Source organism: Ottowia caeni (assembly GCF_050821495.1).
Classification (GTDB): domain Bacteria; phylum Pseudomonadota; class Gammaproteobacteria; order Burkholderiales; family Burkholderiaceae_C; genus Ottowia; species Ottowia caeni.
Genome location: NZ_CP151080.1, coordinates 805,768 through 822,072, shown reverse-complemented (window position 1 = coordinate 822,072; position 16,305 = coordinate 805,768). Strand labels below are relative to the sequence as shown.

17 protein-coding genes are annotated in these 16,305 nt (G+C 59.6%); 6 read left to right on the top strand and 11 right to left on the bottom strand.

All coding sequences use genetic code 11. The annotated features are described in order from the left end of the window. Positions 1-4: 4 nt before the first annotated feature. Positions 5-841 (bottom strand): enoyl-CoA hydratase-related protein, encoded by an 837-nt coding sequence (locus tag AAAK34_RS03980; RefSeq protein ID WP_231695371.1) that lies wholly within the window; start codon positions 839-841, stop codon positions 5-7. A gap of 86 nt (positions 842-927) precedes the next feature. Here AAAK34_RS03980 and AAAK34_RS03975 point away from each other — a divergent pair, with 86 nt between their 5' ends. Beyond that, positions 928-1,845 (top strand): LysR family transcriptional regulator, encoded by a 918-nt coding sequence (locus AAAK34_RS03975; RefSeq protein WP_231695372.1) that lies wholly within the window; start codon positions 928-930, stop codon positions 1,843-1,845. Here AAAK34_RS03975 and AAAK34_RS03970 read toward each other — a convergent pair whose 3' ends face one another. From AAAK34_RS03970 to AAAK34_RS03955, 4 genes are all read right to left on the bottom strand, one after another. After that, the gene (locus tag AAAK34_RS03970) at positions 1,846-2,565 is read right to left on the bottom strand and encodes a class II aldolase/adducin family protein (RefSeq protein ID WP_431777772.1); all 720 of its coding nucleotides are present in this window, start codon (positions 2,563-2,565) and stop codon (positions 1,846-1,848) included. 369 nt (positions 2,566-2,934) lie between these two features. Then, positions 2,935-3,147 (bottom strand): group II intron maturase-specific domain-containing protein, encoded by a 213-nt coding sequence (locus AAAK34_RS03965; protein WP_431777771.1) that lies wholly within the window; start codon positions 3,145-3,147, stop codon positions 2,935-2,937. A gap of 45 nt (positions 3,148-3,192) precedes the next feature. Then, the gene (locus AAAK34_RS03960; protein WP_231695373.1) at positions 3,193-4,578 is read right to left on the bottom strand and encodes an IS1380 family transposase; all 1,386 of its coding nucleotides are present in this window, start codon (positions 4,576-4,578) and stop codon (positions 3,193-3,195) included. A 92-nt stretch (positions 4,579-4,670) separates the two neighbouring features. Beyond that, entirely contained in the window at positions 4,671-4,916 is a 246-nt protein-coding gene (locus AAAK34_RS03955) for a hypothetical protein (protein WP_431777770.1), read from the bottom strand. A 554-nt stretch (positions 4,917-5,470) separates the two neighbouring features. Between AAAK34_RS03955 and AAAK34_RS03950 the strand changes: the two genes are divergently transcribed. From AAAK34_RS03950 to AAAK34_RS03940, 3 genes are all read left to right on the top strand, one after another. Continuing rightward, positions 5,471-6,187 (top strand): TetR/AcrR family transcriptional regulator, encoded by a 717-nt coding sequence (locus tag AAAK34_RS03950; protein ID WP_431777769.1) that lies wholly within the window; start codon positions 5,471-5,473, stop codon positions 6,185-6,187. A gap of 400 nt (positions 6,188-6,587) precedes the next feature. Then, positions 6,588-7,556, top strand: a complete 969-nt coding sequence (locus AAAK34_RS03945; RefSeq protein WP_231695375.1) for a tripartite tricarboxylate transporter substrate binding protein — start codon at positions 6,588-6,590, stop codon at positions 7,554-7,556. A gap of 14 nt (positions 7,557-7,570) precedes the next feature. Then, complete coding sequence (locus AAAK34_RS03940; protein WP_231695376.1) at positions 7,571-8,125, top strand: cupin domain-containing protein; 555 nt, start codon at positions 7,571-7,573, stop codon at positions 8,123-8,125. A 55-nt stretch (positions 8,126-8,180) separates the two neighbouring features. On the opposite strand, the gene AAAK34_RS03935 is transcribed toward AAAK34_RS03940, so the two are convergent. Continuing rightward, positions 8,181-8,495, bottom strand: a complete 315-nt coding sequence (locus AAAK34_RS03935) for a type II toxin-antitoxin system VapC family toxin (RefSeq protein WP_431777768.1) — start codon at positions 8,493-8,495, stop codon at positions 8,181-8,183. Between the two features lie 385 nt (positions 8,496-8,880). Here AAAK34_RS03935 and AAAK34_RS03930 point away from each other — a divergent pair, with 385 nt between their 5' ends. Both AAAK34_RS03930 and AAAK34_RS03925 read left to right on the top strand, forming a co-directional pair. After that, positions 8,881-10,362 carry a SulP family inorganic anion transporter gene (locus AAAK34_RS03930; RefSeq protein WP_231695377.1) on the top strand — a complete coding sequence of 494 codons (1,482 nt, stop codon included), beginning with the start codon at positions 8,881-8,883 and terminating at the stop codon, positions 10,360-10,362. Between the two features lie 359 nt (positions 10,363-10,721). Beyond that, positions 10,722-11,462 (top strand): YoaK family protein, encoded by a 741-nt coding sequence (locus AAAK34_RS03925; protein ID WP_231695378.1) that lies wholly within the window; start codon positions 10,722-10,724, stop codon positions 11,460-11,462. Positions 11,463-11,584: 122 nt separating this feature from the next. Here the strand turns inward: AAAK34_RS03925 and AAAK34_RS03920 are convergent, their stop codons facing one another. The 5 genes from AAAK34_RS03920 to AAAK34_RS03900 all read right to left on the bottom strand — a co-directional run bounded on the left by AAAK34_RS03920 (position 11,585) and on the right by AAAK34_RS03900 (position 16,259). Further along, a complete protein-coding gene (locus AAAK34_RS03920) occupies positions 11,585-11,938 on the bottom strand; it encodes a hypothetical protein (protein ID WP_431777767.1) in 354 nt (117 codons plus the stop codon). Next, positions 11,917-14,043 (bottom strand): cation-translocating P-type ATPase, encoded by a 2,127-nt coding sequence (locus tag AAAK34_RS03915; protein WP_431777766.1) that lies wholly within the window; start codon positions 14,041-14,043, stop codon positions 11,917-11,919. Before AAAK34_RS03915 ends, AAAK34_RS03920 begins: the two co-directional genes overlap by 22 nt. Positions 14,044-14,277: 234 nt before the next feature. Continuing rightward, positions 14,278-15,504, bottom strand: a complete 1,227-nt coding sequence (locus AAAK34_RS03910) for a GGDEF domain-containing protein (RefSeq protein ID WP_231695488.1) — start codon at positions 15,502-15,504, stop codon at positions 14,278-14,280. A gap of 159 nt (positions 15,505-15,663) precedes the next feature. Further along, a complete protein-coding gene (locus AAAK34_RS03905; RefSeq protein WP_231695380.1) occupies positions 15,664-16,029 on the bottom strand; it encodes a helix-turn-helix domain-containing protein in 366 nt (121 codons plus the stop codon). Further along, complete coding sequence (locus AAAK34_RS03900; RefSeq protein ID WP_231695381.1) at positions 16,026-16,259, bottom strand: type II toxin-antitoxin system RelE family toxin; 234 nt, start codon at positions 16,257-16,259, stop codon at positions 16,026-16,028. The genes AAAK34_RS03905 and AAAK34_RS03900 overlap by 4 nt, the downstream gene beginning before the upstream one ends. Positions 16,260-16,305: the final 46 nt, after the last annotated feature.

Below are 16,305 nucleotides of genomic sequence, written 5' to 3'. Positions count from 1 at the left end.
GGGATCAGCTGCCCAGGCCTGGACGGCTCTTGCCTTCCAGGAAGCTCGCTACCGAAGCCGCGCGCGAGGTGGCGCCCTGCTGGCGAACCTTGAGTTCGGCGAACTTGGCAGCGTTGTAGTTCAGCGCGGCGTCCCAGCTCATGGTCTCGACGTACTGCAGGCTCTCCTTGGTGAATTGCAATGCGACAGGGTCCTTGGTGGCAAGTTCCGCGGCGAGCTTATAGGTCTCGGCCTCCAACTCAGCCGCGGGGTAGCTGCGAGAGATGAAGCTGTTGCGCTCGGCCTCCGGGCCGTCGAACGTGCGGCCGCTGAGCGAATAGTAGCTTGCGGCCCGGACGCTCATCGTGCGCGAGATGGCCTTTGCAACCGGACCGGCCGGAAAGTGCCCGAAATTGATTTCCGAGAGCGTGAACTTGGTGTCGTCGGCAGCAAGGGCGATGTCGCACGCTTCGACAATGCCAAACGCGCCGCCGAAACAGAAGCCGTGCACCATAGCGATGGTCGGCTGGGGCAGGTTGCGCAACAGGCGCACCCGCCAGTGGTTGGCCGCCTCCTTGGCCGCCCGCAGCGTCGCCTCGTCACGCTCGCTGGAATCGAAAAAGTCCTTGATGTCCATGCCAGCGCAGAAGCCGGGGCCTTCGCCACGCAGCACGACGACCCGGACCGACTCATCGACAGCCACCGCCTCCAGCAGTCGGACCATCTCGAAGGTCAGCTCCACGCTCATGGCGTTGCGCTTCTCCGGGCGATTCAGGGTAATCGTCAATACGCCCTCGCGCTGTTCGGTCTTAATATGGCTTAGGTCGCCGGGCAGCGCCCGACTCAAGTTAAATTGCGTCACCAGCATCTCCTTTGTGATGGCCCGTATCATGGGGCGCGCTTGTAGCACTGCCTATAGCGGCGAATGAATTGCGAGGATGCGAACGGATGGATATACCGCGAGTCGACGCTTGGTCACTGCATTGCCTGTCGGTACTCGTCAAGGAGTGCAACGTAACGCGCGCAGGCGCGGCCCTCGGTTTGTCGCAGCCCGCGACGAGTGCGATCCTGGCCAAGCTGCGCGTGCTCTTCCAGGACCCGCTTCTGGTGAAGTCCGCAACCGGCATGGTGGCCACGCCGCGCGCGCTGGAGCTCGCAGTGCGCTCGGCAAAGCTGCTCGACGAGATGCGCGGGATGGTCGTTTCCGGCGCCGTCGACCCCTCGGGTCTGCAGGGCAAGATCGCCATCGCTGCCATGGATCTGGTGCGCGTGCTGGTGCTCCCGAAGCTGTTGGCGGCGCTGCAGTTCGAAGCACCAGGACTGTCCATCACCGTGCATGATGCGGACCGCACGCGCATCCACGAGCGCTTCGAACAGGCGGAGGTAGACCTCGCGATCGGCCCACAGGTGGTGTCTTCAGGGCGGCTGCACTATCGGGAACTTTGGTGCGACAGCGCCGCAGCCCTTGTGCGGGAGGGACACCCTTCCTTGAACACGGCGCTCACGCCACAGGCCTTCGCGCAGCTCACGCACGTGCGGGTGATTCCCAGCCGGCCGAGCTTCTACGACGACGCGCTGGAGAAGGCGCTGCTAGCGCAGGGATTGAAGCGCCATGTCCAGGCCTCCGAGCGCAGCTTCCTGATGGTGCCTCGCCTGCTCGAAGCGACCGACCTGTTGGCCGTGGTCCCTAGGCGCTTCGCCATCGATGCGTGCGAGCGCCATCCACTGCGCACGTTCGAGGTTCCGCTCGAGCTCATCCCGTTGAGCATGGGTCTTTACTGGCACGAGCGGACGCACCGGCATCCGATGTTCCAGTGGCTGCGGCAGCGCATAGTGGAACTGGCGGGCGTACCCGCGACGGCTTGATCAGGCAACGCGGGCCAGATCCCGCTCGGGATCTTCATGCGTGAGCAGGTCCCACATCCGCTCGGCGGGCATCCCGACCCAAGTCGCCCGACGCTTTGCCTGCCCCTCCGTGAGCCTTGGGGCGGTCTGCTCCCGGCCTGCCGCCAACACCGCGAGCTCGATCCGTGCGGCATCTTCCAGGTAGCAGCCGAGCGTGACAGCCCTCTTGATGTCCTCGGCGGCGATCACTGCGCCGTTGCCTCGCAGCACCACGGCGGGGGAGTCGCCGAGCGTCTGCGCCACGCCGGCAGCGGCCTCGTCGTCCCGCAGTAGCGATGGGTCGTCCCACAGCGGAGGCGCGGGGTAAAAGAAAGCGGCAAAACCGTGGCGCACCTGCGGCACCAGGCCCATGGCCGAGAGCGCCATCAGCTGCGGCGGCAACACCCGACAAACCGCATTCACCTCGGGCCGACGGCGGTAGATCTGCTGGTGCACGCGAACCTCGCCCAGCACTCCTTCCGGAAGCGGACCTTCAACGGTCACCACGGTCCCCGCCTCGCCTCGACCTACCGTCGGCATCGGCCCGGCGCGGCACACAAGGAACGACGCTGCGTCCAGCCGGACACTGCAATGCCCGTACGCGGTGCTAAGTCCTGCACGACCGATAGCGCGAGCGGCCTGGCGCACCAGAACCTGGCGCGGGTCGTTGGATGGAAGTTCGCTTGAGGGGGGTCGGATCACTCTGGCATTTCCTTCTGGGAGCCGATCCATGATCGCGCAATCAACTTGGTTTGCCAATGCCCAGGCGTCGATTGCGGGCATGCCGGATATCGAATACCCGTCGAACCCGCGATTGGCATAGGGAGCCACCATTATCTGAGGCGCCCCTGCACACACCCCGGCATGCGGGTCCGCACCGGACGGTTCGAGAGTTTGAGGTCAGGACAGACACGGCCCTCCCAGCCTGACGAAGTACTCAATGGACAACATGCGCTTGATGACACCATTGCTGTTGCGCCACCAGCGATTGCAGTTGTCCGCCACTTGGGCGGCCACATCTTCAGATGCGCCCAGTGCCTTGAGTTCCAGATAGATAGTCCTGGGCCTTTTCTAGTGCTTGAGCTGTATGGACCGCAGACGATGGCGCAGCCACTCGTCCAGCGCTCGCCAGATTTTGGGTGTTTGCGCCAACCCGAAGTACGCCTTCCAGCCCAACAGGTAGGACCTCAGTTTCTCCACCACTTGCGCCATGCTGCACCCTCCCGGGCGGCGTGTGAGTTGCCGGATGCGGGCCTTGAAGTCGTCCAGCGCCTTGTGAGCCACCGCACATTTAACCCAAATTTCCCATTAGAGATTCAAGATGGGGGCTCAGGGCGGGTGCCTGACTGCGAACTTCACAGGTAAGTCAAACTGTTTTGCCTGATCCCACAGGCCCTGCATCCATTGTCTTTTCTGCATGGCCAGTGCCAAGTTCAAGATGGGCTTGCGACTTTCAGTGGTGGTGTACGCTGGCTTGGCAAAGAGTTTGTAGCGCAAGGTCTGCAGCGTATGCTCGATCGGCTGTGAGACGCCTTTTCTGACTACCTCCGATCTGAGCAACACCTGCCTGAACAAGCTCATCAGGTTGTAGGCCAACATCACCGTGTTCAGCGCGGCCTCGGTGGCCCAGAAATCCTGCATGTTGAAGCTGTCGGCGCCAAAGTCGTATTTGAGCTCCTTGATCCGGTTCTCGCAGTTGGCCCGTCCCCGGTACGTGCGCCACACCACCTCAGCGGGCAAGTCCATGTCGCTGACCAAGGCACTGAAGCGGTACTTGCCAATCACCGGGTCATCGGCAAACAGAGGCAGCGTCTTGCCCTTGGCGGAGGCGCGGCGCTCGACATGCTGGCGAATTCCGGTGACCCAGCGCGCCTTGCTCCAACTGCTCGCCTGGTAGCGAAACCGCGTCAGCTCAATGCCTGGCACAGCTTGGCCTTTGTCATCCGTCAAGCTCCACCAACCGTGCCCCTGATCGCTGGCATCAACCAGCGCTCTTTGCAGCGGCTGCGTCTGGCGCAGAGCGATCACGTAGTGCAGCTCTTCACTTTCAAGGTGCTCAAGAAAGGCGTTGTCGCTAAATCCACTGTCACCGCGCAACAGTGCAATGCGCTTGTTGCCCAGGCGCTCTCGGGTGTTGCGCAAAAAGCCTTGCACGTTGTTGGCCGAGCTGGCGTTGCCCGGGCGCAGCCAGCAGTTGGCAATCATGCGCGTCTCGCTCACAAAGGCCATCAGCGAGTGGTGACTGGCGCGCCCCCGCTTGGACGGGTTGTAGCCCTTGGCCACACCGGCTTGGCCACCATAGCGGGTCATGACGGTGGAGTCCACGTCCAGGGTGATGCCGTTGATGCTGATTTGATCGAACATCCAGCGGTGTAGGCTGTCCATCACCCCTTCGTTGGTGCTTTGCGTGAAGCGACGAAACAGCCGCATGACGGCTTTGAAGTTGGCCATGCGCTTGAAACCAAAGATGCGCTTCAACACCGGGTCGTGTCGGGTGACCTCGCCATGCTCGAACCGGTTGGCTCCACACCATACCGAGAGCATGAATTGGGCGATGAGTTGCTCGGGCGCGTACCCGCGATTGCTGCCCGGCGCAGGAAGGCCAGCGCCAGCCAATGCAGCACCAAAACCCATGTGGTCAAGCATGCGCTTCATCAGCGCCATACCGCCCCACGCCGTGATCTCTTTGTCGGTAAACCGCAGTTCAAAGTCCATGCACAGCCTCGCACTGAAAGCGCGATGGGCAACTTTAGCCAAAAATTAACCAGTTTCCCAATTAAATCAAACACTTGGCCTAATGGCTTCCATTAGGAATATGGGCTAATGGGAAATTTGGGTTTAACTTCTTTGCCGTTGGCCAACCACAGCTCGTAGCCCACGAATTTACGCCCGAAGGCGCTGCCTACTGCGCTTTTGACTTCGTTGATCTGAAGCTTTAATTCGCCGTAGAGTTTCCTGAGGTAGGCCATCGCCCACTCTCCGGCTTTCCTGCCGCCTACATAGACGTTGCTGTCATCCGCATAGCGGACAACAGCAGCACCGGCACTTACCATACCAGAGCCTTCGCAGATCACCGAGCAACCTGGCCCGCTGTGCCGCTAACGATTCCCTTGCCGGGCGCCTTGACGTTCGGCGACGTGATCCGTAACGCCCTTCTGGCTGCCCCAGAGGCATTGGGGTTGACGAGGCGCATTGACGAGCGGGAATTGCACCGAATAACCCACAGACTAACGCAGGCCTCGGCGTGTCTGATAAGTCAAATCGAGGAGGAGAAAAAATGTCAACCCGATGCAGTACAGGCTCAACTGGGAGGTGAGGTGAGGTGCGCTTGCTCAGGACAGTTCAACATTTGGTGGTGCCTAAGATGCTGGCGCATCGCGGCCTAAATGCCCCCGGACATCGACAGAAAGCACCCACCAAAGATGGTGATCCGTTTCTCATCAATACCGGATCACCGACCAACGCGCTGGTGGAATGACGAAAAAACAGAATAGAGCATTCAGACATCAAGGGCCTAGTCAATAAAGCCCATTTGAGCCTGTTTCATATCAGGCACGATGAATACGCTGTCCCGTGCTTCCAATCGCCAACAGTCCCCGCAATCCCGTTGCCCAGGATCTTGCCCCACCCCGCCAAGCGCTCCTCCTCCGTCAGTGACAAGCCACGCAATGGTGCCGAAGACACCCGAACCAGAATCCTGGCGGTCGCTACCAAAGCGTTTGCCGAAATGGGCATAGAAAACGTGTCCATGCGGGAGCTGACAAAGCTCGCCGGGGCCAACGTCGCTGCCATCAACTACCACTTTGGCAGCAAGGAGGGGCTGGCCGAGGCCATCTTCGAGGAGATGGCCCCACGCCTGAACAACATGCGGCTTCGGGAACTGGAAGAGGTATTGCAGGAGGCAGCCGCGCAAAGCAAGCGCCCCTCGGTTTCAGCCATTGTCGACAGCTTCACCAGACCTTATCTGGACCCCGCTTTCAGCCAGGAAGGCAGGCTGTTGGCTCAACTGGTGCTCAAGCATCGCCTGTCACCCTCGCCGATGACCCAGCGAATCATTTCGCGGCACTTCGATCCCATGGCCCGCCAGTACATGCGTGCGTTTGCCCTGGCTTGCCCGGATGTCGATCCAGATAAGTTTGCCTGGAGGTACATGTTCATGACCGGCGCTGTGGTCCTCGCTGCGACCGACCAGAACAAGGGCAATCGCATCACCGCCCTGAGCGAAGGCCGACTCGACGCCACACAACCGGACGCACTGGCCAAAGAGCTTCGTGAGTTCGTCGAAGGCGGCCTGCGCTTCGACTTTGAATCTGCCAAACCGTGACTTAAGGATGCCCTGCATAACCCTCGCGAGTCGGGGGTAGTGCGGATCGGGATGAGGCGCAAGGCGTCTTTTTGCAGCCAATAGCCCAGCTATTGGCAAGAAAAGCAACGTAGCGGATCGCCCGAGGCCGTGCTGCCACAGACCGCAGGGAGTTATGCAGGGCATCCTTAAGGCCAGGGTCCTGTATCGCTTGTTCGTTGAATAACCGAATTTGCCATACACATACAAGACGCGCAGCAGTCGCAAGTACACGCGCCGCTCGCTCCCTCCACGCCTGAATGCAAGGGTTTACCCCAACCTCTTCTCTGAGGCTTTGCCCTAAAATTCAAACACTGTTTCATACGATGTTTGAATTACACATCGGCTTACTCAGACAAGCCAACCAGAAAGGAAGTCAGTCATGATGAATTCGTTGTTGACCAGATCCATGGGCGCTTTGATGTTGACGATGGGCCTATGCGCCACCGCATCTGCCCAGACGGAAGCCAACTACCCCACCCGCAACATTGAAGTGATCGTTCCGTACGCCGCTGGCGGCGGTGTGGATGTCATGGCCAGGACTTTTGCGGACGAGGCCTCCCGTGCCATGGGCCAGCAGTGGGTCATTCTGAACCGCGAAGGCGCTGGCGGCGTGATCGGCTTCAGCACGCTCGCACGTGCCAAGCCCGATGGCTACACCATCGCCTTCTCGCCAGCTTCGCCCATGACAAATGCCCCGTTCATCAATGCAAACATGCCGTTTCGCAATGATCAGATCGAACCCGTGTGCCAGGTGTTCGAGAACGTGTTCGCCATCGCAGTCAAACCAGACTCACCGATCAAGAGTTTCCCTGACCTGATGGAAAAGGCCAAGGCACAGCCAGGTCGTCTGGCGTTTGGCCATGCTGGCCCCGCAAGCGTGGGTCATTTGTCGCTGGCACTGATCGAGCGCGAAACTCGCGTCAAATTCAATCAGGTACCTTACCGCGGCGACAGTCCTGCAATGAACGACTTGATGAGCGGCACGCTGGACTTCGCGGCGCTGGGCGTCGGAACGCTGGCAGGCAAGAACGTACGCGTGCTGGCTGTGCTCTCGGCAAAACGCCACCCTGCCCTGCCTGATGTGCCGAGCATCACTGAGTTCGGTGCACCTGCGAACAGTCAGGGGCTCAATGGCTTGTATGTACCTGCAGGCACGCCCAAGCCGGTGATCGAGCGCATTGAAGCCGCTTGCCAGAAAGTGGCTGCCTCGCCAGCATTTGCTGACCGAGTAGCCAAGCAGTCGCAAGTGGTGAGCTTCTTGAACGCCCAGGCATTCAAGTCGTTGATCAACAAGACCTATGCAACGCATGAAGGCCTCGTTCCCGGCCTTTCGCTGAACAAGAACTGAGCGGGCAACCACACATGAGCCAGAACAAAATCACACCTTTGCCCCCCGTCAGACGCGTTCTGACCGCCGACAATGCACAGGGGCTCTCCTACATTGCAGAAGATGGCCCTTCCCCCGCTCGGCTTTACAGCGAAGCCCGTCCGGGCTACTGCAACGCCAACATCTGGCGCACGGTGGGTTCGCCTGCACCGATCCTGGCCGAAGACGACATCACTGAGCACCAGGGTGTTCTTCCCCCACCCGGAGGAACCGTGCTGCGGATCATCGATTTTCCGCCGCAACCGTCAGACCCGGAGGAGCAGCGTCGGCAGCATGAGGCCGTGTTCGCAGGCATGTTCAAGGATGCGCAGCATCAAAAGGGCAGTACGCGGCACCCTGGCATGCACACGACCGACACCATTGACTACGCCATCATGCTGCAAGGTGAGTTGGTAGCCATCATGGACGAAAACGAAACCGTGCTGCGTGCGGGCGATGTGTTGATTCAACGCGGAACCAATCATGCCTGGGCCAACCGCTCTTCAGAAATGGCACGCATTGCGTTTGTGCTGATCGACGGGCAGCGCTGACGAGCATTTGCAGCTGGCAACTTCCAAGCCTGACCGCCGCTGGGCCAGCTGCACTCTATTGAATGTTTTGAACCCAGTTCTCCACTTCAAGCGCGGGAACTCGCTCGAACTCCGAGGTGTTGTTCGTGACCAGCACCAAACCCTCGCTGCGGGCATGGGCAGCGATGTGTAGGTCGTTCACACCGATCGGTCGCCCGAGTTTTTCCAGGGACGCACGGATGGCCCCGTAGTGCAGGGCGGCCTTTTGCCCGTAAGGCAGCACCTCAAGGCGGCTGCACATATCCTCAATTACCGCCAAATTTTCTGTGACGCGGGAACTCTTTTCGGCGCCGTGCATGATCTCCGCAAGGGTAATGGACGAGATGGCCATCCGACTGGCGTTGGCATTGAAAAATTGACAGCACCTCGATGGGGCGCCTCTTGAGGACATAGATAACGATACTGGTGTCCAACAGATAGCGCATCATCAGAAAGCCAGTTGACGCACCCGATACATCACGCTAATTTCCGGGGAGATCGGTCCCGCTACAATGACGCGGTGCAACAAAACACCTTCGCAACCTCCAGAAGGCACCGGGTTTTCTTCCCGGGCTCGGGGTTGCCGCGGGGTTACTTCTTCTCGGTAACACCCCCTTGAGGCGTGCTTGGACCAATACGCGTCCATAGTTACCGCCTGACCAGCACCCCGGCTGGCCTCCCCGTTCTCCCTAGCCTCCCGCTTCTCGCCGTCACTTTCGCGTGATGGCCGATTTCTCATGTCGCTTCAATCCCTGCGCCAAGACTGGCTGTCCAACGTGCGTAACGACCTGCTGGCCGGCTTGGTCGTTGCCTTGGCACTCATCCCCGAGGCCATTGCCTTTTCCATCATCGCGGGCGTAGACCCCAAGGTGGGCCTTTACGCATCATTTTCCATTGCCACCATCATCGCGTTCACGGGCGGCCGCCCGGGAATGATCTCCGCCGCAACCGGAGCCATGGCGTTGCTGATGGTCACGTTGGTCAAAAACCATGGCCTGGAATATTTGCTGGCCGCAACCGTTCTGACTGGCGTGCTGCAAATCATTGCCGGATGGGTTCGGCTGGGTGCACTGATGCGCTTCGTGTCTCGCTCGGTCGTCACAGGCTTCGTGAATGCTCTGGCCATTCTGATTTTCATGGCCCAACTGCCTGAGCTCACCAACGTCACCTGGCACGTCTATGCGATGACGGCAGCCGGGCTCGGCATCATCTACGGCCTTCCCTACATTACCAAGGCGGTGCCATCACCGCTGGTAACCATTGTGGTCCTCACTGGAGTCTCGCTCGCGCTGGAGCTGGACATTCGCACCGTGGGCGACATGGGTGAACTGCCAGACAGTTTGCCGGTTTTTCTCATCCCCGACGTACCGCTGAACCTGGAGACGCTCGGCATCATTTTCCCGTACTCGCTCACACTGATGGTGGTGGGCCTGCTCGAATCGCTGATGACGGCCACCATCGTGGACGATCTTACCGACACCAAAAGCGACAAGAACCGCGAGTGCGTAGGCCAAGGCATTGCCAACATCGCCACCGGATTCATTGGCGGCATGGCGGGGTGCGCCATGATTGGGCAGTCGGTCATCAACGTGAAGTCTGGCGGACGTGGCCGCCTCTCGACACTGGTGGCGGGAGTTTGCCTGCTGTTGCTGGTCGTATTCCTGGGCGACTGGGTTGCCAAGATTCCCATGGCCGCGCTGGTCGCGGTCATGATCATGGTCTCCGTCGGCACCTTCAACTGGGGCTCCATCAAGAACCTGCGCGACCACCCCAAGAGCTCCAGCGTGGTCATGCTGGCGACCGTGGTCGTGACCGTTGCCACCCATGACCTCGCCAAAGGCGTTCTGACCGGCGTGCTGCTGTCGGGCTTTTTCTTTGCCCATAAAGTTGGTCAGATCCTGCGGGTGAAATCTCAAAGCGATGACGAAGGCCGCACCCGAAACTACGAAGTCATCGGCCAGGTGTTCTTCGCCAGTGCCGAACGCTTCACCAACGCCTTCGATTACAAAGAAGTCATCGACAAAGTGCGTATCGACGTGGGCCGCGCCCACTTCTGGGACATCACCGCCGTCAGCGCCCTCGACAAAGTCGTCATGAAGTTCCGCCGTGAGGGCACCGAAGTGGAGGTCATCGGCCTGAACGAGGCCAGCGCCACCATGGTGGATCGCTTCGGTACCCACGACAAGGACGGCGCAGACGACCTGCTCATGGGTCATTGAAAGGGCAATCCATGAACGACGACAAAAAGTGCTGGCCTGCGTGGATCAGTCAACCTTCGGCCAGAGCGTGACGGACTACGCCACCTGGGCCAGCCTGAGCCGCAGGGGCGTTCAAACCATTGCCGCCAGCCCTTTGATCTTCTGGTCATGGGAGCGTACAGCCACTCGCCATGGCGCAGCTTGTTCATGGGTAGCAAGACCAGCGATCTACTAAAGAAAATCTCCACGCCGATTTTGCTGCTGCGCTGAGCCTGGGGGCACGTTCAGTTGGGCTTGCTGAAGCACGTGCAACCAAGCCTTGGCCATGGAAATGTTCCAATTGGGCCTAGACATCATCTCCCCGAGAAACCAAAGCTTCAATGCCCACCAACTACGCCAGATTCCTGGTCGGACGCGACCGCACTGTCAAAGCCAATCGGCAACTGGGCTGGTTCCTTGCCTTCGTCGCGGGCGCCATCAACGCTGGCGGCTTCCTGGCGGTACAGCAGTACACCTCTCATGTCACAGGCATCGTCTCCGCCGTTGCCGACAATCTTGCACTTGGTCAACTCGGGTTCGTCGTCGACGGCATCGTCGCGGTGCTGACCTTCATGCTGGGTGCCATGTGCTCTGCCATTTTGGTCAACTTCGCCCGGCGCAAAGCCATGGCCAGCGAGTACGCCCTTCCACTGCTGCTGGAATCAGCACTCATTTTGTGCTTCGGCCTGCTGGGTGCCCGCATGGCGGCCTATGAAGGGCTGCTGGTTCCCTTCACGGTGGTTCTGCTGTGCTTCATCATGGGCCTGCAAAACGCCGTGGTCACCAAGCTATCGGGCTCGGTCATCCGAACCACGCACATGACCGGTGTGGTGACAGACCTGGGCATTGAACTCGGCAAGCTCGTGTACTGGAACGCTGACAGGGAATCCGCGAACTTCGTGCGTGCCGACCGGGAACGCATGATGGTGCTGGGCATGCTGTTTCTCGCGTTCCTGCTGGGCGGAGTATCCGGGGCTTTCGGATTCAAACAGTTCGGCTATGGTTTTACCATTCCCATCGCGGTGCTGCTGGCCGTCATCTCGGTGGTACCCGCATGGGACGATCTTCGGCGTTCGGCGTGAATGCCATTAACGAACCACTCGACAGACCGACGACTAACCCCAGAGTCAGAAAACCCCAGGCCGCATCGATTCACACCACCGATCTCGAAAGCTGGAACTCTTATTGGTACAGCCCCCTCGCGTCATTCCCGTGATCGCGACGACAAGACCAGCGTGCAAAGAACGACCACCCAAAAGGCCGCGGCAACCAACAGCCAGTCCTGAACATGAAGTGGATGCAAATTCAAGAACCTGCTGACAACTGGAATCTGGATCATCAAAAGCATTGAAGCCAGCGTTCCGAACACCACCCAACCCGAAGCCGCCCGACGCAGCCTGGTCAGCCCCGCGGTGACTCCTGCGCTGGTCACCAGAAGAACAGCCATCGCCATGGCACGCGCATGCTCAACGTTCTGATCAGCGCCCAGTGCGTGAAGGTAGCTCCAGACTACCGCCACACTGACCAAGCCGCCAATCAGGCCAATACCCAGCCACACTTCAGCAGAGAAAACCGCGCTGCACGATCACGTTGAACTTTGCCGAGTGGCCCGTCGGGGGGAAGATCCTGAAAGGCCAGCATCGCGGTCGGGTGAATGATCAGCTCTAGCCACACGATGTGAATGGGCAGAAACAGCAGCGGCAATCCCATCAACGGTATGGCCGCTGCACCAATCACCAGTGGCAAGTGCACGAGCAGGAGATAGGCAAACGCCAGCCTGAGATTCAGAAAAAGTTGACGCCCTTCTGCAACGGCATCCACGATGGTTCTGAAGTTGTCATCCAGCAGAACCACGGGCGCAACCTCTCGGGCACTTCGAGTGCCGCGCTCACCCATGGCCACACCAATGTCTGCCTGACGCAGCGCCGGAACGTCATTGACCCCATCTCCGGTCACTGCCACAAGCTCCCCTTCAGCCTGCATGGCCTGCACCAGTGTCAGCTTCTGCGTCGGCGTGGCGCGCGCCACCACGTCAAGCTTCCCGTGCTGCTCCAAAATGCTCCTCAGGTCGTCTTCGGCCTGCAGCACCAGAACTTGCGGATTCCCCCCGCCTAAGCCGATCGAGCGTGCAATCGCTGCCGCCGTGGCCGGGTGATCGCCTGTGACCATGATGACTCGCATGCCTGCAGCCATGCAGTCTGCAATGGCCTCTCGCACCCCATCACGAACCGGATCTTCAAAAGCCAGCAAGCCTGCAAACATAAACCCCTGGTCTGGCTCCTCCACTGTGGGCAACCCTGTCGACAATGCTTTTGAAGCACAGCCAATCACCTTGCGCCCGGACTTGGCATGCTCCTCAACCAGGGCGAGCCAATGCGATTTTTCCGCGTCAGAGAGATCGCAGATGGCCAGTATGGTCTCAGGTGCGCCCTTGGTGTAGGCCGTCTGCTGCCCTTCTTCAATGGACCATACCGCCGTTTCACGGCGCCTGGCCTCCGTAAACGGAAAGTCGGCCTGCCGGATGGCATGCGGCAGCGCTCCGAAAGCCGCGTGCAAGGCCTGGTCCATCGGGTCGCCGCTGTCTGGCCGAGCTGCCAGGGTCGCCACTTCCAGCACGGCACGTTCGTCCAGCGCCGCGGCAGGAATCCGGTGAGACAACACCAACGATCCGGCGGTAATGGTGCCCGTCTTGTCAGACAAAATGCAGGTGACCCGGCCAATGTTTTCAACAGCCACCGCACGGCGCACCAACGCGTTCTTCCGCGCGAGGCGAAAAACGCCCACCCCCAGGAAAAAGGTGTACACCACCGGAAACTCTTCAGGCACTGCGGCCACTGCCAGCGTCAAGGCACTCAGCAATGCATCGATCCAGCCGTAGCCTTGCCACAGCCTCACGGCCGCAAGCACCACACACACCAGAAGCGCACCAGCCAGCAGCATGACGACAAGCTCGCCGATGGCTTTCTGCAAAGGCGTGGCTTCGTGGCTTCCTTCGGTGGCTGTGCGCACGATCTCACCGTAGCGCGTGTCACCGCCGATAAAGGCGACGCGCACCCAGGCCGTGCCCGTCAGCAAACGTGTGCCGGCGGTACCCCAGTGCTCGTCAAGCGCGGTGGCGGGCAAAGTGCCAACCGCCGAGATGGTGCTCTTGCCAACCGGCAAAGACTCGCCTGTCAGCGTCGACTCATCTACCTGAAGATTGGAACCCGACACCAGCAGACCGTCCGCCGGAAAATACTCACCCGGCTTCACCTCCGCCAGGTCATCCGGCACCAACTCCCGCGAGGGCAGCTCTTGCCAGCGACCATCTCTCAACACCCGAGCAGAACTTGCAAGCCGGCTCGCCAGGCTTGCGGAAGATGCAGCCGTTCGCCGGTGCAGGAAAGCATCCATGCCCAACAATGGAACCATGGCCACGAGCAGGGTGAGTGACTCAGACCATTGCCCCAGGAGGGCAAACAAACCAGCCGTGATCACCAGGAACCAGAGCATGGGATCGCGTGCCGTGTCGCGCGCCACCACCCGCCAGCCGCTGGCCGACTGGGGAACGATGTCGTTAAACCCAAAGACCCGGCGCTGCGCCGCGACCTGATCCGATGTCAGACCCATCTCCCCCGCGGTATGAGTTGGCATGGTTTCAAGCGGGATGTGGCGTTGACTCATGGGTGTGCGTTCTGAGTACTACAGAAATCGACTGAAGGATACCCTGGCCCGATGACCAGCGGGTTGAAGCTAGGAGCCTGTCGGACTTGGAGCGCCGAAAGCGAAAATGGGACCCAGCGAGGACAGTTTTTGCAGGATTCGCAGGCCCATAGCTCAGCTATGGGTCAAGAAGACTGTGAAAAATGGACCGCTGCGGCCCATTTGCAGCCGGCGATTTACAAGTCCGACAGGCTCCTATGCGATGGCTTCCGGTTGAGTCGCCATTGAAGAACGCACGCTTGGACCAAGCTCACTCCCGTCAGCATGCTGGAATGATTCGACCCGGTTACGTCCGGCAGTCTTGCCGCGGTAGAGGGCCACATCGGCCTGTCGAAGGGAATCTTCCAGGGCACTCTGGTTTGCAAGGCGATGAGAAACCCCGATCGTGACCGTGCAACGCAAGGGTTCATCCGCTCCAGGAATCTTGATGGTTTGCTGCTCGACGGCAGCACGCAAGCGTTCGGCCAACTGAATCGCTCCGGAGTCGTCTGTGCCCAGGCTGACGACGACAAACTCTTCCCCTCCGAGGCGGCTCACCAGATCACCACGGCGTGCAGAGGCTTGGAGGACCTCTGCCACATCGCACAGAACGGCATCTCCGATTTGGTGCCCATGCGCATCGTTGATGCGCTTGAAGTGGTCAACATCCACTATCAGCACGTGCGCATGCTGTGACTTATGAACGTTGAAATACAGTTGCACCGCCTCTGAGAGCCCTCGGCGGTTGAGCAACCGGGTCAAAGGGTCACGCGCCGCAAGGCCGCGAAGCTCGTCATTCAGGCGCCGCAGTACCAGCCAGACCATGGATGGAGGCAACACTGTGGCCAGGAACGACATATAGACGTAGAAGACCAACTGAAAATTCCGGTCCATCTGCAGTGCGTCCAGGCCGTTATCCAGAAGCTTCACGAACTTCAGTGCGTTGAGCACACAGATGCCGCTGATCAGAACGGCAAAGAAAATCATCTCGCTACGCAAGTCCTTGGCAAATGTGCGCGCACCATAAATCACGGCGGCTGTCATGCACAAGAACATCAAAGCTGCAAAGCCTGACAGCATGGCGTAGCGAGCGACAGGCCCCAGAGTCGAATGCACCATGAACTGAGCAACGCTGTAGGCTGCAGCGAATGCAAAAAGAGGACGCAAAAGGGGGACTGAATACCCGAAAAAGCGCATGCCCCCAATCCAGTAAGCCACCGGGGAAGCCAGGGTGAGGGTGTGGTTCAGAACGCTCATGGGGCTCCAGGAAACCCCACCTTCCAGCAGTTGCAGCACATAGGCCAAGCTCAGCAAGAAGTTGCCTACCGCAAAAGCATCCATACCCATCTTCTTGCCATGCAGGCGTTTGCTGATCAGCAAGAACATCACTGCAAAACACAGCAAGTGTGCGCACAGCATGCCGACGAGAATGGTTGCAACCATGATGAGGTTCAATCGAAATAAGTCACCAGCCTGCCAAGTCCCTGTTCGATGAGGTACATGCAGACATTCGCGTGATGGAGCGGGCAGCTCAGAATGTAATCAATGCGCGGAGCGCTCACGGCTGACTTAAACCCAGATTTTCCTAATGGGAAATCAGGGTTAAACCAGCGTATCCAGATGTGCCGAAAGGGCGGCTGCCAGCTTCTTAAGCGTTTCAGTGGTGCCTGAACGCTTGCCTCTCTCGATCTGACTGATGAATGGCTTACTCAGCCCGGCAGCATCGGCCAGTGCTTCCTGACTAAAGCCACGATACTCTCTCCAGGCTTTAACAGGGTTAGCGCCGCCCGCTATGGCAAACGCCACCTCGGCGGGAATGCGGTCGCCGTCATCGTTGGCGACAGCTCGGTCGAATGCAGCAACATCATCTGCATCTTCGATCACGCTGCGCACTTTGTCCCAAATGTCGGCGGGGACTACGTAGAAGGCCGGTTTGCCGTCCTTCTGAATCACTTGAACTTCAGTCATTTATAGATACCTCCACGGGGGCCAATGTCCAGCACTAGAACGATCAGGCGACCGGAATCGACGGTGTAGATCACGCGCCAGTCGCCAACGCGAAGCCTGTAACCCGTTCGGCCCACCAGCTTCTTGGTATTCTGAGCATCAGTAGGGTTTGCTGCCAGGGCTTCGATCTTTGACTTCACCAGCATGCGCTTGTTGGCCGGCATGGCAATCAGGGCCTTGAGCGCTTGCATGGTAAATTCAATCGAGTGCATAAACTAATGTTAGCATATCGCTAAC

Bases quoted from the DNA above. Each gene is read 5' to 3' on its own strand.
- AAAK34_RS03945 (WP_231695375.1), top strand. From the start codon at position 6,588: ATGATGAATTCGTTGTTGACCAGATCCATGGGCGCTTTGATGTTGACG.
- AAAK34_RS03940 (WP_231695376.1), top strand. From the start codon at position 7,571: ATGAGCCAGAACAAAATCACACCTTTGCCCCCCGTCAGACGCGTTCTG.
- AAAK34_RS03925 (WP_231695378.1), top strand. From the start codon at position 10,722: ATGCCCACCAACTACGCCAGATTCCTGGTCGGACGCGACCGCACTGTC.
- AAAK34_RS03955 (WP_431777770.1), bottom strand. From the start codon at position 4,916: ATGGTAAGTGCCGGTGCTGCTGTTGTCCGCTATGCGGATGACAGCAAC.
- AAAK34_RS03960 (WP_231695373.1), bottom strand. From the start codon at position 4,578: ATGGACTTTGAACTGCGGTTTACCGACAAAGAGATCACGGCGTGGGGC.
- AAAK34_RS03905 (WP_231695380.1), bottom strand. From the start codon at position 16,029: ATGACTGAAGTTCAAGTGATTCAGAAGGACGGCAAACCGGCCTTCTAC.
- AAAK34_RS03935 (WP_431777768.1), bottom strand. From the start codon at position 8,495: ATGGCCATCTCGTCCATTACCCTTGCGGAGATCATGCACGGCGCCGAA.
- AAAK34_RS03915 (WP_431777766.1), bottom strand. From the start codon at position 14,043: ATGAGTCAACGCCACATCCCGCTTGAAACCATGCCAACTCATACCGCG.
- AAAK34_RS03900 (WP_231695381.1), bottom strand. From the start codon at position 16,259: ATGCAAGCGCTCAAGGCCCTGATTGCCATGCCGGCCAACAAGCGCATG.
- AAAK34_RS03930 (WP_231695377.1), top strand. From the start codon at position 8,881: ATGTCGCTTCAATCCCTGCGCCAAGACTGGCTGTCCAACGTGCGTAAC.
- AAAK34_RS03975 (WP_231695372.1), top strand. From the start codon at position 928: ATGGATATACCGCGAGTCGACGCTTGGTCACTGCATTGCCTGTCGGTA.
- AAAK34_RS03910 (WP_231695488.1), bottom strand. From the start codon at position 15,504: ATGGTTGCAACCATTCTCGTCGGCATGCTGTGCGCACACTTGCTGTGT.